15 protein-coding genes are annotated in these 13,079 nt (G+C 62.0%); 10 read left to right on the top strand and 5 right to left on the bottom strand.

The genetic code is table 11. The features are described from left to right. Positions 1–93: 93 nt before the first annotated feature. Positions 94–711, top strand: a complete 618-nt coding sequence (locus tag MESCI_RS10470; protein ID WP_013529921.1) for a hypothetical protein — start codon at positions 94–96, stop codon at positions 709–711. Here the strand turns inward: MESCI_RS10470 and MESCI_RS10465 are convergent. After that, the gene (locus MESCI_RS10465) at positions 695–1,618 is read right to left on the bottom strand and encodes a metallophosphoesterase family protein (RefSeq protein ID WP_013529920.1); all 924 of its coding nucleotides are present in this window, start codon (positions 1,616–1,618) and stop codon (positions 695–697) included. The two genes, MESCI_RS10470 and MESCI_RS10465, sit on opposite strands and share 17 nt — an antisense overlap. A gap of 53 nt (positions 1,619–1,671) precedes the next feature. On the opposite strand from MESCI_RS10465, the gene MESCI_RS10460 reads away from it, so the two are divergent. Continuing rightward, on the top strand, positions 1,672–2,166 hold the full coding sequence (locus tag MESCI_RS10460) for an NUDIX domain-containing protein (RefSeq protein WP_013529919.1): 495 nt from the start codon (positions 1,672–1,674) through the stop codon (positions 2,164–2,166). A gap of 1 nt (position 2,167) precedes the next feature. Here MESCI_RS10460 and MESCI_RS10455 read toward each other — a convergent pair whose 3' ends face one another. Beyond that, positions 2,168–3,160: a glutathione S-transferase family protein gene (locus tag MESCI_RS10455; protein ID WP_013529918.1), complete on the bottom strand. Its 993-nt coding sequence runs from the start codon at positions 3,158–3,160 to the stop codon at positions 2,168–2,170. 274 nt (positions 3,161–3,434) lie between these two features. On the opposite strand from MESCI_RS10455, the gene MESCI_RS10450 reads away from it, so the two are divergent. From MESCI_RS10450 to MESCI_RS10425, 6 genes are all read left to right on the top strand, one after another. Continuing rightward, positions 3,435–3,971 carry a GNAT family N-acetyltransferase gene (locus MESCI_RS10450; protein ID WP_013529917.1) on the top strand — a complete coding sequence of 179 codons (537 nt, stop codon included), beginning with the start codon at positions 3,435–3,437 and terminating at the stop codon, positions 3,969–3,971. A gap of 60 nt (positions 3,972–4,031) precedes the next feature. Beyond that, positions 4,032–4,793 carry a 3-hydroxyacyl-CoA dehydrogenase gene (locus MESCI_RS10445; RefSeq protein ID WP_013529916.1) on the top strand — a complete coding sequence of 254 codons (762 nt, stop codon included), beginning with the start codon at positions 4,032–4,034 and terminating at the stop codon, positions 4,791–4,793. A 7-nt stretch (positions 4,794–4,800) separates the two neighbouring features. Next, positions 4,801–5,976 carry a CaiB/BaiF CoA transferase family protein gene (locus tag MESCI_RS10440; protein WP_013529915.1) on the top strand — a complete coding sequence of 392 codons (1,176 nt, stop codon included), beginning with the start codon at positions 4,801–4,803 and terminating at the stop codon, positions 5,974–5,976. A 31-nt stretch (positions 5,977–6,007) separates the two neighbouring features. Continuing rightward, the gene (locus MESCI_RS10435) at positions 6,008–6,787 is read left to right on the top strand and encodes a HugZ family pyridoxamine 5'-phosphate oxidase (protein WP_013529914.1); all 780 of its coding nucleotides are present in this window, start codon (positions 6,008–6,010) and stop codon (positions 6,785–6,787) included. Between the two features lie 152 nt (positions 6,788–6,939). Next, a complete protein-coding gene (locus tag MESCI_RS10430; RefSeq protein WP_013529913.1) occupies positions 6,940–7,284 on the top strand; it encodes an ArsR/SmtB family transcription factor in 345 nt (114 codons plus the stop codon). A 164-nt stretch (positions 7,285–7,448) separates the two neighbouring features. Continuing rightward, on the top strand, positions 7,449–8,264 hold the full coding sequence (locus tag MESCI_RS10425; RefSeq protein WP_013529912.1) for a TrmH family RNA methyltransferase: 816 nt from the start codon (positions 7,449–7,451) through the stop codon (positions 8,262–8,264). Positions 8,265–8,356: 92 nt separating this feature from the next. Here the strand turns inward: MESCI_RS10425 and MESCI_RS10420 are convergent, their stop codons facing one another. Next, positions 8,357–9,493 carry a coiled-coil domain-containing protein gene (locus MESCI_RS10420; protein ID WP_013529911.1) on the bottom strand — a complete coding sequence of 379 codons (1,137 nt, stop codon included), beginning with the start codon at positions 9,491–9,493 and terminating at the stop codon, positions 8,357–8,359. 176 nt (positions 9,494–9,669) lie between these two features. Next, positions 9,670–10,206, bottom strand: a complete 537-nt coding sequence (locus tag MESCI_RS10415) for a DUF1134 domain-containing protein (protein ID WP_224621527.1) — start codon at positions 10,204–10,206, stop codon at positions 9,670–9,672. A gap of 391 nt (positions 10,207–10,597) precedes the next feature. Here MESCI_RS10415 and chpT point away from each other — a divergent pair, with 391 nt between their 5' ends. Both chpT and MESCI_RS10405 read left to right on the top strand, forming a co-directional pair. Continuing rightward, positions 10,598–11,227, top strand: a complete 630-nt coding sequence (gene chpT / locus MESCI_RS10410; RefSeq protein WP_013529909.1) for a histidine phosphotransferase ChpT — start codon at positions 10,598–10,600, stop codon at positions 11,225–11,227. A 237-nt stretch (positions 11,228–11,464) separates the two neighbouring features. After that, positions 11,465–11,869, top strand: a complete 405-nt coding sequence (locus tag MESCI_RS10405; RefSeq protein ID WP_013529908.1) for a response regulator — start codon at positions 11,465–11,467, stop codon at positions 11,867–11,869. A 104-nt stretch (positions 11,870–11,973) separates the two neighbouring features. Here the strand turns inward: MESCI_RS10405 and ctrA are convergent, their stop codons facing one another. Beyond that, a complete protein-coding gene (ctrA, locus tag MESCI_RS10400) occupies positions 11,974–12,669 on the bottom strand; it encodes a response regulator transcription factor CtrA (RefSeq protein WP_006203583.1) in 696 nt (231 codons plus the stop codon). Positions 12,670–13,079 lie beyond the last annotated feature (410 nt).

The following is a 13,079-nucleotide window of genomic DNA, read 5'->3' as shown; positions in this document are numbered from 1 at the left end:
CTCCTGAGCACCCCGACGCCGTCGATCTCGCCAGTGCATTTTGCCGGCGGCTGTGTTAACCCAGTGTTAACCAAACCCACGAGGCAGACGCCGATGAAGGAAGCAGGCGAGAAGACCATCGACCAGTCGAAGAAACTGTCCGATGCCATCCGTGATGTCAAAAATGCCTTCGCCGACCGCGACGATGTCGTCGTCGACATGCGCGAGGCGCATCGCATGCGTCTCGATCTGCTTGCCGCCGAGCTGGCGCCGGTTTTTGCCGATGTTCCGGCCGACATGGACAATTTCGACTTTGTCGTCTCGTCGGGCTTGCAGCCGCGCCTGTGGATCGACGCCATCAGCCATGTCGCCATGGGGCGCGACCGCCGCACCTATCGCTTCCTCAAGGACACCCGCATCGGCCGGGTGGTGCTTGCCGAATCCACTGAGATGAAATCGGTTGCCGATTCCGTGACGCGCTATGTCGCCGAGCGCATCGTCGAGCGTCAGAGGATGCTGGAAGGCGGCGTCGAACCTGCCGTCGCCGGCCTGAAACGTGCGTATGTGCCAGAAGCCGAACCGCCGCTGCGCGCGACGGAGCGCGGCAAACGCTGGTCGGCCCTTCTGTCCGGGCTTGGCCTGGTCGCTGCCGGCGCACTGGTCGGCCTTGTGGTGTCGGTCGTCCTGTTCTGGGACCGCATCGTGGCCATGGTTGTCAATTTGCGGCCATAGCGGCCTCGGCGCCAAGCTCCACCGTCTGCAGATCGGATGGCGGTATGGACGGCCCGGTCAGGCCGCGCCGTGTCAGCCGGATCCGCCAGTTTCCCTTTTCACCGTCGATGTCGAACAGATTATACTGCGCCGCCGGGTGCTTGCCACCCGGCGCCTGGCCGGCGGCAGCGACACCGACCGCCGGGATCCTGACGCCTCGACCGCCGATGAAGAACAGCGACGGCAGATGCGAATGGCCGTGCAGCACAAGGTCGGCGCCATGGCGGCGAATGATCTTGTTGAAGCGGGCGATGCCGAACAGCCGCTTGTGCTGCGGGACCGCGCCGCGCACCGGTGGATGGTGGATCATGATGACGCGGAACAGCCCCTGTCCGGCAGTGTCCTGGAGGATTTTGCCGAGCCTATCCCCCTGGCCTTCCATGAAAAACCCATTGGCCATGAAGGGTGCCGTGGCGCGCGCCGTCGAGACGCCGATCAGCGCGACATTGCCGCGTACACGCAGATAGGGGAAGGCGTTGCGGTCGACCGGCGTGTTGACGCCGTCGCCGCTCATCCACGCCGCCCAGGACCGACAGACCTTGTCGAAGGCGCCCGGCACATAGGCGTCGTGATTGCCCGGAACGACCGAAACATCATGCGGCGGCCCCAGCGTCTCCAGCCAGTGCCTGGCCATCTCGATCTCGCCGTCGAGCGCCAGATTGACCAGGTCGCCGGTGACGGCGAGGTGATCAGGCGTGTTCGCCTTGATGTCGGCGACGATCGTGTCAATGACCGCATCATGCATATGGCGGCGGCGGTTGCGCTGCCAGTTGACATAGCCGAGCACGCGCTTGGAGGCGAGATCGCGATAGGATACATCGGGGAGCGGCCCCAGATGGACATCGGAAATATGCGCGAGCCTGAACATACAACCTTCATAGGCGACCCGCGCGCGGCTTTCCACCCACGGTTTCGCTATCAATGACGAGCCCTGAAGATGCCTTCCGCCAGACCGGCTGGCCAGGGTTGAGGGCCAGGCTGTTCCATCTCTATTTCGTGCTGCGGAGGCCGATGACGCTTGGCGTGCGCGGCCTGATCCACGACACAGCGTCCAGATCCGTCTTCCTTATTCGCCATACTTATGTACCGGGCTGGCAGCTTCCCGGCGGCGGCGTCGAAGTCGGCGAGACGATGAACGAGGCGCTGGCCCGTGAACTGGCCGAGGAAGGCAACATCGCTCTGACCGCCCCGCCGGTGCTCAAATCGATGCATTTCAACCGCCGCTCCAGCCACCGCGACCATGTCGGCTTTTATCTGCTCGAGCATTTCAGCCAGACGGCGCCGAAGCTGCCGGACCACGAGATCGCCGAAGCCGGCTTCTTCCCGCTCGACCGCTTGCCGCAGGGCACGACGCCGGCGACGCTGCGCCGGATCGCCGAGGTTTTTGACGGCGAGCAGCCCTCGCCCTACTGGTAGATCAGGCCGCCGCTTTCTCGAAGCGCGCCCGGTCATGCCGTGCGGCATAATCGAGATCCGGTCCGACAGGCACGATCCGCGTGGGATTGATCGTCTGGTGGCTGCCGTAATAATGCGCCTTGATGTGATGCATGTTCACCGTCCCGGCCACGCCAGGGACCTGATAGAGATCGCGCAGATAGTTGGACAGGTTCGGGTAGTCGGCGATGCGGCGCAGATTGCATTTGAAATGGCCGACATAAACCGGATCGAAGCGCACCAGCGTGGTGAACAGCCGCCAGTCGGCCTCGGTGATACGACCACCGACGAGATAGCGCTGTTTTGCCAGCCGCTCCTCCAACGTATCCAGCGCCGAAAACAGCTCGCCGAAAGCCTCTTCATAGGCGCGTTGCGTGGTGGCGAAGCCGGCGCGATAGACGCCGTTGTTGATGGCGGGATAGACCAGCGCATTGATGCGGTCGATCTCGCCGCGCAACGCCTTCGGATAGAAATCGAAGCTGGCGTCGCCCCATTCATCGAAGGCTGAATTCAGCATGCGGATGATTTCGGAAGACTCGTTGGAGACGATGGTCTGCTCCTTTTTGTCCCACAGCACCGGCACAGTCACCCTGCCCGAATAGGCGGGATCGGCCTTGGCATAGATCTGGTGCAGGAAGTCGAGGCCGTAGAGCGTGTCGCCCGTGGCGCCGTCCTCAGCTACGAACGTCCAGCCGTTGGCGCCCATGAAATGATGCACCACGGACACCGATATGATGCCCTCCAGCTTCTTCAGCGCGCGAAAGATCAACGTCCGGTGGGCCCACGGACAGGCAAGCGAGACATAGAGGTGATAGCGGCCGGGCTCGGCCTTGAAACCGCGCGTCCGGCCTTCGGCAGGCGCCCCGTCAACGGTGATCCAGTCGCGCCATTGCGACTGCGCCCGCACGAACCTGCCACCATTGTCCGCCGTATCGTACCAGCGGTCCTGCCATCTTCCTTCGACCAGCAATCCCATGCGAATCTCCTTGCGTCCTGTTGGTTGATGTAGGCGCAAGGCTGCCCTGTCGAAGACGTCAGGTGCTGAACAGACCGTCACTTGGCAGAAATGACGGACAGAAACGGCCGATTGCAGCGGCGGGAAATTGGTGCTAGCGGACAATCCGCATGTTCGACTTTGCTTTGATCCGGTTTGACCGACGACGAAAGGGCGCCCGCGCTTGATGAAGCGCTGACTGGCGAATGCTGCCGTTTGCAGCAACCTTTCCTCCTTGTACCGGACCGCAAAGACCATGAGCCTTGCCGACGTGAAATACCTGCCGGAAACCCCGGCGCACGACCCCGAGATCGAAGCCATCAACGACGAAGCCTTCGGGCCCGGCCGCTTTGTGCTGGCCGCCTACAAGATTCGTGAGGCCGGAGGGCACGAGCGCTCGCTGTCCTTTGTCGCCGTCAATGGCGACATCGTCGTCGCCTCGGTGCGCATGACCCGCATCGCCGCCGGTGCCGGCCGCGCATTGATGCTCGGGCCGCTCGCCGTGCGGCCGGCCTTCAAGAATCTCGGCATCGGCCGCCGGCTGGTGGCGATCGCGCTCGAGGCCGCTGCCCGGGCCGGCGCACCTGCCGTCATGCTGGTCGGTGACGAGCCCTATTACGGGCCGCTCGGTTTCAAGCGGATTCCGCGCGGCCAGATTTCGATGCCGCGCCCCGTCGACCTCGACCGGCTGCTGTCGCACGAGATCGCGCCGGGCGCGGTCGCCAGGCTCTTGGGCGAGGTCTGCCACGCCGATCAGGCCAGGGTGACCGATCCTACCGCGGCGATGGCTTGACCTTTCCCATCGATCTGGCGCCTGATCCGTCCACTGCTCCTGAGATCAAAGGATGACGTCATGAACCCGAACGGCCAGATCGCGATCGTCACCGGCGGCGGCTCCGGCCTTGGCGAGGCAACGGCGCGCGCGCTGGCCACCAAGGGAGCCCGCGTCGCCATCTTCGATGTCGGTATTGACCGCGCGGCCAAGGTCGCGGCCGAGATCGGCGGTATTGCCGTCCAATGCGACGTCAGCAGCGCCGACAGTGGGACTGCTGCCCTCGCCGACGTCGCCGCCAAGCTTGGCGAGCCGCGTATCCTGATCAATTGCGCCGGCATCGCCATCGGCGTGAAGACGATCGGCAAGGATGGTCCCCATCCGCTTGATCAGTACCGCAAGGTGATCGAGGTCAATCTGATCGGCACGTTCAACATGATCCGCCTCGTCGCCGAACGCGCGTCGAAGCTCGAGCCGCTGCCGGGCGGCGAGCGCGGCGTCATTGTCAACACCGCTTCGGTTGCCGCCTATGATGGCCAGATCGGCCAGGCCGCCTATGCGGCGTCCAAGGGCGGCGTCGTCGGCATGACGCTGCCGGTGGCGCGCGACCTTGCCCGTTCCGGCATCCGCGTCTGCACCATCGCTCCCGGCATCTTCAAGACGCCGATGATGGCCGGCATGCCGCAAGAGGTGCAGGATTCACTGGGCGCCGCCGTGCCCTTCCCGTCGCGCCTGGGCGAACCGTCCGAATATGCCGCTCTCGCCCTGCACATCATCGAGAACCAGATGCTGAACGGCGAGACCATTCGCCTCGACGGCGCCATTCGCATGGCGCCGAAATAAACCGGTCATGAGCGCCGGCCTGTCCGCTGCCGCTAAAACCGGGCCGCTGACCGGGCTGAAGGTGATCGAGATGGCCGGGCTCGGCGCCGTGCCGCTGGCCGGCCTGATGCTGTCGGAGATGGGCGCGCAACTGTTGCGCATCGAACGGGCGGGGACGAGCCAGCTCCTGCCGCTGCCGGATGAGTATAACATCGACCGCCATGGCCGCGCCGTGCTGCGCCTCGACCTGAAGCGCCGTGAAGGCACCGATCTGTTGCTGCGCCTTGCAGAAAAGGCGGACATGTTGCTCGAAGGCTTTCGTCCGGGCGTCATGGAGCGGCTCGGCCTCGGCCCGGAAACGGTGCTGGTGCGTAACCCGGCGCTGATCTACGGCCGTATGACCGGCTTCGGCCAGGGCGGTCCGCTCGCCGGCCGCGCCGGCCATGACATAACCTACCTCGCCTATAGCGGCGTGCTGCACGCCATCGGCCATGCCGGCGGCCGTCCCGTCCCGCCGCTCAACCTCGTTGCAGACTATGGCGGTGGCGCCATGATGCTGGTTGCCGGCGTGCTGGCCGCCCTTTTCCAACGTTCGCGCACAGGCAAGGGTGAAGTCATCGACGCAGCGATGGTCGATGGCGCCTCGATGCTGGCGGTGCCCCTGCACGCCTTGATGGCGGCCGGCTTGTGGAGCGACAAGCGCGGCGCGAACCTGCTCGATTCCGGCGCCCCGTTCTACGACACCTATGAGACGTCGGACGGACGCCATATCGCCATCGGCTGTCTCGAGCCGCAATTCTTCGCCGAATTCGCCAGGCTGCTGCCGCTCGACGAGCGCTTTGCATCCGGCCAGTACGACAAGGCCCTGTGGCCGCCGATGCGCGCCGCCATTGCCGATCGGATCCGGCAGAAACCACGCGACGACTGGGACCGGTTGTTCGCGCAAACCGATGCCTGCGTTGCACCCGTTCTGTCGCTGCAAGAGGCAAAGCACCACCCGCACAATCGGGCACGCAACGCCTCTGTGACGGCAGGTGCATTTGAGCGCCCGGCCCCGGCCCCGCGTTTCTCGAGTTCGCAACCGACATTGGCCACTATGCCCGGCGATGAGGATTTGTTGCCGTCGACAACGCTGGCACGTTTCGGCTTTGCGAAAGCCGAGATCGACGACCTTGTCAAATCCGGCTTGCTGACCGATAACTAGAGAACAAAAATCAACTTACTGCGGTGCTGCCTTGGACGAGCCGAAGAAGGACGTGATCCGTGAGACGGACGCCGAAGCGATCCGGCTGGCGAAGACGCTTCTGCGCAGCGCCCGCTTTGGCGCCCTGGCGGTGATCGAACCGCAAACCGGCTCGCCGCTGGCCAGCAGGGTTGGCGTGGCCACCGACATCGACGGCGCACCGCTGATCCTGGTGTCGATGCTTTCGGCGCACACCGGCGCGCTGCTTGCCGACCCGCGCTGTTCCCTGTTGCTCGGCGAACCAGGCAAGGGCGACCCGCTGGCGCACCCGCGCCTGACACTGGTCTGCCAGGCGGCACGGATCGAGCGCGGATCAGCCGAACACGCCCGCACCGAGCGCCGTTACCTCAATCACAATGCCAGGGCGAAACTTTACGCCGGTCTCGGTGACTTTTCGATCTTTCGCCTCGATCCGCAACGCGCCAGCCTCAACGGCGGCTTCGGCAAGGCCTATCAGCTCGATCGATCGGATCTGCTCGCCAGCGGACCGGTCGTCGAGGAACTCGCGGCGCGCGAACAATCGGCCATCGACCACATGAACGCCGACCATCTCGACGCGATCGCCGTTTACGCACAGCATTTCGCCAAAGTATCCGGCAACGGCTGGCGTATTGCCGGATTCGATGCCGATGGCATGGATCTGGTGTCGGGCGACGATGCTTGCCGGGTCTTTTACCCGCAACCTCTGGGCGCAGCAGGTGAATTGCGGCACGTTCTGGTCGATATGGCGAGGGCGGGCCGAGCCATTGTCGACGCCGGGACTGAGACTTAATTATGCTGGATCAAAAGCAACACTTGAGATTTAGGTGAAATGCTCTACCTTTTAGTGACGCTGAATCGCCAGCGCCGATCGATAAGTGAATTTATGGAATCAGACGCCATTGCCCCCATGGCGTCGGGATGAACAGGAAGCATGGGGGATCGATGGTCTCGACAAAGCTAATCGTGAACGCCGAATCGGCGGCAGAGTTTCTCATGCTGATGGGCAATGAGAAGCGACTGTTGATCATGAGCTACCTCGCCGAAGGTGAAATGTCGGTGGGAGCCATAGCCGAGAAGGTGATGCTCAGCCAATCCGCCCTGTCCCAGCATCTCGCCAAGTTGCGGGCGCTCGACCTTGTCGACACCCGCCGCGACCGCCAGATGATTTACTACTCCTGCAAATCCGACGCCGTGCGAGAACTGCTTGTCATGCTGGACGGCATTTTCGGCAGCGGCAAGGATGACCTGTCCCAGATGGCGCACCGCTTGCGCCGTGCTGGAACCTGACCACACAGCCGCCGATCTCGCCGGTGATTCAGAGCGACATGCGCCGATTTGGGGCGCACAAAGCTGGCTGATTGTCCCGAATTGTCGCATCGTGCTTTCCAAACAAGGTGAGCGCCGGGAAGCGGTCCGGATTTTCGGGCCGATGCGACGGTCGCGAGGAATGCATGGATCCCATTCGCATCGACGACCCGCAAGATCCGCGCGTCGCTGCCTATCTCGACATTCGCGAGCGTGACCTCGCCGGCCGGCAAGGCCGCTTCGTCGCCGAAGGCAAGGTGGTGCTCGACCTGCTGCTCACAACTGGACGCTTTGCCGCCGAATCGGCCCTCGTCCTGGAAAACCGGCTGGCGGGTCTCGACAAGATCCTGAGCAAGGCGCCCGCCGACCTCCCGGTCTATGTGGCCACCAGCGCTGTGATGGACGCAATCGCCGGATTTCACATGCATCGCGGCATCCTGGCCATGGGCCGCAAGGGAGCGCCGCAGCCGGCCGAAGCCCTGCTCGATGGCTTGCCGCCTCGTGCGCTGGTCGTGGTGCTCGTCGGCATCGCCAACCATGACAATGTGGGCTCGATCTTCCGCAACGCCGCCGCCTTTGGCGCTGACGCGGTTTTGCTGGATGCGACGTGCTGCGACCCGCTCTATCGCAAGGCGATCCGCGTTTCGGTCGGCGCCGCGCTCAAGATCCCGTTTGCATCGTTCACCGACACCGCCGGCTTCACAACGACGCTCGCCCGACGTGGCTTCGAACAATTCGCGCTCTCGCCACGCGGGAAGACCGACATCCGCGATGCGCAGCGCAGCGAGCGCCTGGCGCTCTATCTCGGCACCGAGGGCGAAGGCTTGCCGGACGACCTGCTCGCAAGCCTGCACAACGTGCGGATCACCATGGCGGAAGGCTTCGACAGCCTGAATGTCGCCGCGGCTTCAGCCATCGCGCTGCATCATTTTTCGGCTAGAGCAATTCTAGGAAAAGTGTGAAGCGGTTTTCCGTCCAGAATTGCGTCAAAGCAAAGAGTTAGGGCATTCCGCTGTTTCCGTGAAACGGTGAAATGCTCTAAGGAAGCCTGATCTCAGCTTGTCGCGTCAGCCTTCTGCAGCGCGCGCACGCGGTCGGCAAGACTGCGGTCACCGTTGCCGGAGCGTGCGTCCGACGGTACCGCCAATGCCATGGCGATCGGCGAACCAGGCCCCTCGAGCTTGGCCGTCAGATGGACGACCTCCGCCGCCAGCTCGTTCATCTGCTCGCGCAAGGCGGAGCTGCTGTCAGTGGCCTTGGAGGCGGCCAGTGCGGTGAGATCCGCCTTCAGCCGTTTGTTCTCGCGCGCCAGCGCCGTCAGCCTCGCCTCGAGCTGCTCACGGTCGCTGTCGAGCTTGGCGATTGCCTTGTCGAAATCATCGCTCCTCGCGACATCGCCGCCCTTGCCGACCAGCCGCAAGGCTGGCGCGCTGTCCTCGGATTTCGATCTTTCGCGCATGCGTGCCAGTTCCTTTTCGCGGCGGTCGAGTTTGTCTTCTCGATCGGCAAGTGTGGCCAGCAGCCGTTCGACCTTCTTGTCGAGCTCGGCGATCTTTTTCTTCTCGGCTTTCAGGGCGTCCCGCGCGGCCTTGCTTTCGGCCGCGATTTCCTGGCCGCGCCTGTCGGCTTCCTTGCGCTGGCCGCGCAGCATCGCAATGTCGCTGGCGAGTTTCTGCATTTCGGACTCTCGCGCCACGAGCTCGATCTGCCGGCTGCTCGAGGAAAAACTGGCGTCGTCATACATGCGCTCCAGCTTTTCCAGCTCAAGGGCGCGCTTTTCCAGCTTGCGTTCGGTTTCCTTCAGACGCTCCGAAAGCTGCTGCAACTCGCCCTCTCGCTGACGCAGCGCTTCGTTCTTCGCGCCCAGCTCGGTCAGCGCCTGGTTCTTGTCCGTCCGCTCGACCGCCAGGCCCTTCATGGCCTCGCGACCGCGATTGATCTCGACCAGTTGTTCGGCCGCCTTCTCACGCAACGCCTTGACGCTGATTTCCAGGCGGCGCGTCGCCATGGCGTATTCGGCGCGGATGCGATCCTTGTCCGCCTGGATTTCGGTCTGCGTCAGAGGGATCGAGGATTCGATGCGTTTGCGTGTAAGCGCGACCGCACGACGCCATATGGCCGGAGCCACCATGAGCGCCAGAAAGCCAGCGCAGAGAAAGCCGAGGACGAAGAACAGGACCGACTGGACCAAGTGACTACCCGTTGTGGCCGGCAAGCATCAAAAGCGCATGGAGCGCTTTGACTGTGCCACGTTGACATGGCGGAAATCCAGCGTTGCGGCAAGGGTTTGCCGCAACGCTACGAGTTTAATGCATGTCGACCCAAAAGCGGTCCCGGATTTGGACAACGACAGTCAAGGACTTCAGCCTAGAACGGATTCCAGGTGGCCCGCTCGGTAAGCTTCAGATAGCCGAGATTGACGCCGAGCCGAGCACCGACGCCGGTGCGGATCGGCACCAGGAGAACATTGTTGTTCTTCAGCACGTTGAAGCCGACGCCCGCCACCACATAGGCTGAACCGGCAACGCCGCCATAGCGGTTGTAGAGGCTGCCCACATCATCGAGATTGTAGACCAGCATCATCACCCGCGACCCCTCGCCGCCGAAATCCCAGCCGAGCGACGGGCCTTGCCAGAACACTTTGTGGTCGCCGGCATTCTTGGTGTAGAGCGTGCCTTCGCCATAGGTCAGGCCACCGATCAGCGCACCAGAGCCCTCTTCGCCCAGCAGATAGCCGTTGGGCAGGCCGTAGGAGGCAAAAATCTTCTCGATCACCGTGGCGAGTCCGCCCGATGTGGCGCCAAAAAATTTGTGACCGGAATCGACGATCTCCTGAGCGGTGTATTCCTGGGCCCGCAGGGCTGAAGTCGAGAAGACGAGAACGCCCAGGAGCGTGACCGCCATTGAGAAGACACGGAGAAAGCTCCGGTCGTAGTATCGGGAAAACATGCTTCCAATCTCCGTCAGGGAGCACCTTCGCCGACGCCTCGCACCCCGTACGGCTCTTTTAGCCGGCCGTTAAGGGTAACTGTTAGGGGCAAATTATGCCGTAATCCTTTTTCAACCATTAAGCTCCCACATGAACATGGCGGTTCGAAGGCTGTTTGGGGTCGCTCAATTGGGGTCGGCAGCCTGCGTGAACACGCCATTTGCCACAACCACAATTTGGATTTGTTGCTGCACGCACGGGCGCTGTGTATTCAGAAAGCCTGAGGAGAGAGTGCGTGATTCGTGTGGCAGGCGACGATCGATCGCCCGGCCATGAGTTGTGAGATTTTGCAGGGATTTTTCGCCGATGGCCGATCTGTTCACCCTTTCCGCACCCGATCTGGCAGCGCTTTTGTGCAGCCGGGTCTGCCACGATATCATCTCGCCGGTCGGCGCGATCAACAACGGGCTCGAATTGCTTGATGAAGGCGGCGCCGATGAGGACGCCATGAAGCTGATCCGTCAGAGCGCCCGCAACGCTTCGGCCCGCCTTCAGTTCGCCCGCATCGCCTTCGGTGCCGCCGGTTCGGCCGGTATGTTGATCGATACCGGCGATGCCGAAGCGGTCGCCATCGCCTTCCTCAAGAACGAAAAGCCGGAACTGACCTGGAACGGGCCCCGCGCGTTGCTGCCCAAGAACAAGGTCAAGCTGCTGCTCAACCTGATCCTCGTCGCCAATGCCGCCATTCCGCGCGGCGGCAAGCTTTCCGTGACGCTGGAAAACCTTGAGACCGAACCGCGTTTCGCGCTTACGTCGGCTGGCCCGATGCTGCGGGTGCCGCCGAAATTCCTCGAACTGCATTCCGGCCACAAGCCGGAGGAGCCGATCGACGCGCATTCCGTGCAGCCCTATTACACGCTGCTCCTGGCGCGCGAAGCCGGCATGACGATAGCGATCCACGCGACGCCGGAAGAAATCGTGCTTTCGGCGGCCTGATGCGCAGCCGATAAAGCGAAGTATTTTTTCATTTAAAGCTGTAATTCCAGCTCATCGACTTGAGATGCGCTGGTCGTTCAGGCGGTGCCAAAGCATTCGTGAATAAAAGTAGGCACCTGCCCATCTTTGTAAAAATTTTACCTAACGCCTTTTCGGCTTCTTTACCAGATTGGCCTATGGTGCGTCCTGGATGCCCCCGACGCTACCGGACTGCCAGAAGGCAAAGAGGACCCGGAAATGAAACGCTGCATGTTCGTCGACGATTCAAGCGTTATCAGGAAGGTTGCAAAACGCATCCTTGGCGGCTCCGAAATGATTGTCATCGAGGCCGCCAGCGGACTTGACGCGCTGGAGATGTGCGCCGCGGACATGCCCGACATCATCGTCGTCGATGGCGCCTTGCCCGACGTACCGGCGGTCGATCTCATCCGTCGCGTCCGCGCCATGGAGAGCCCGATAAGGCCGCAGATCCTGATTTCCCTGGTCGAGCTCGATATTGCTTCGATCATGCGGGCCAAGCGAGCCGGCGCCCAGGGCTATCTCTTGAAGCCGTTCAACCGCCCGCAGCTGCTCGAGCGCTTTCGCACCTTGAAGAGCGCATCTGATTCGGCATCCTTGAGCAACTCCAGAAAAAGTGCGTGACGGTCTTCTGCTCGGAAGCCCAAAAGCAGACCGTTACCAGCCCATCATGCAAAAACCCGGCCGAAGCCGGGTTTTTTATTGAAAAGATTCGAACGATTCGTCGCTCAGGCGCTGACGCGAATGTCTTCCGGTTCGCGCAGCACATAGCCGCGACCCCAGACCGTTTCGATGTAGTTCTGACCGCCCGATGCCGCGTCGAGCTTTTTGCGGAGCTTGCAGATGAAGACGTCGATGATTTTCAGCTCAGGCTCGTCCATGCCGCCATAGAGGTGGTTGAGGAACATTTCCTTGGTCAACGTGGTGCCCTTGCGTAGCGAGAGCAACTCCAGCATCTGGTATTCCTTGCCGGTCAGGTGCACGCGCTGGCCACCCACTTCGACTGTCTTGGCATCGAGGTTGACCACCAGGTCGCCGGTGGTGATGACCGACTGGGCGTGGCCCTTGGAGCGCCGCACGATGGCATGAATGCGGGCAACCAGCTCGTCCTTGTGGAATGGCTTGGTCATGTAGTCGTCTGCGCCGAAGCCGAGGCCGCGCACCTTGTCCTCGATGCCGGCCATGCCGGAGAGGATGAGAATAGGTGTTTTGACCTTGGAAAGGCGAAGCGTTCTCAAGACCTCGTAGCCTGACATGTCAGGCAGGTTGAGGTCGAGAAGAATGATATCGTAGTCGTAGAGCTTGCCTAGATCGACACCCTCTTCACCGAGATCGGTCGTGTAGACGTTGAAACTTTCCGATTTCAGCATCAGTTCGATGCTTTGTGCGGTTGCACTGTCATCTTCTATCAGCAGAACACGCATTTTATTCCCCTTTTCTGCTGCCGGACCATTTCACGACCCGTCCGGACCCGGAGCAGTGGTTGCCTTGTGCAGAGGCTGCCATTGAATGGTTAACAAATCCTAATTTCCCGTCCATGACGGTACCAGATTTTTTAACCTCTTTCTACACCCTCTTGAATCTAATAACGAATCTCAGAACCAAATTCCTAATGCAACACATTAACAACCTGGACTAAGCGACTCCAGGGACTCATCGACGTCGCTTCCGCATCGGTGGCCGGAATTTTTACCCGGCCTTAAGTCCTGACCCGTATGATTAACAATGCCCGTAAACGAATGGTTACCGCCGGCAAAAAACTTTAGGGTTTTGTTTCCCATAGTTGGGGGAAAGCCGGTGGACACGGGTGCGGCCTGGGCGTTTCCAGGTGGTT

The organism is Mesorhizobium ciceri biovar biserrulae WSM1271, assembly GCF_000185905.1.
GTDB classification, from domain to species: Bacteria; Pseudomonadota; Alphaproteobacteria; order Rhizobiales; family Rhizobiaceae; genus Mesorhizobium; species Mesorhizobium ciceri.
The sequence above is the reverse complement of the archived record's forward strand: the minus strand, read 5'-3'. Positions and strand labels throughout refer to the sequence as shown.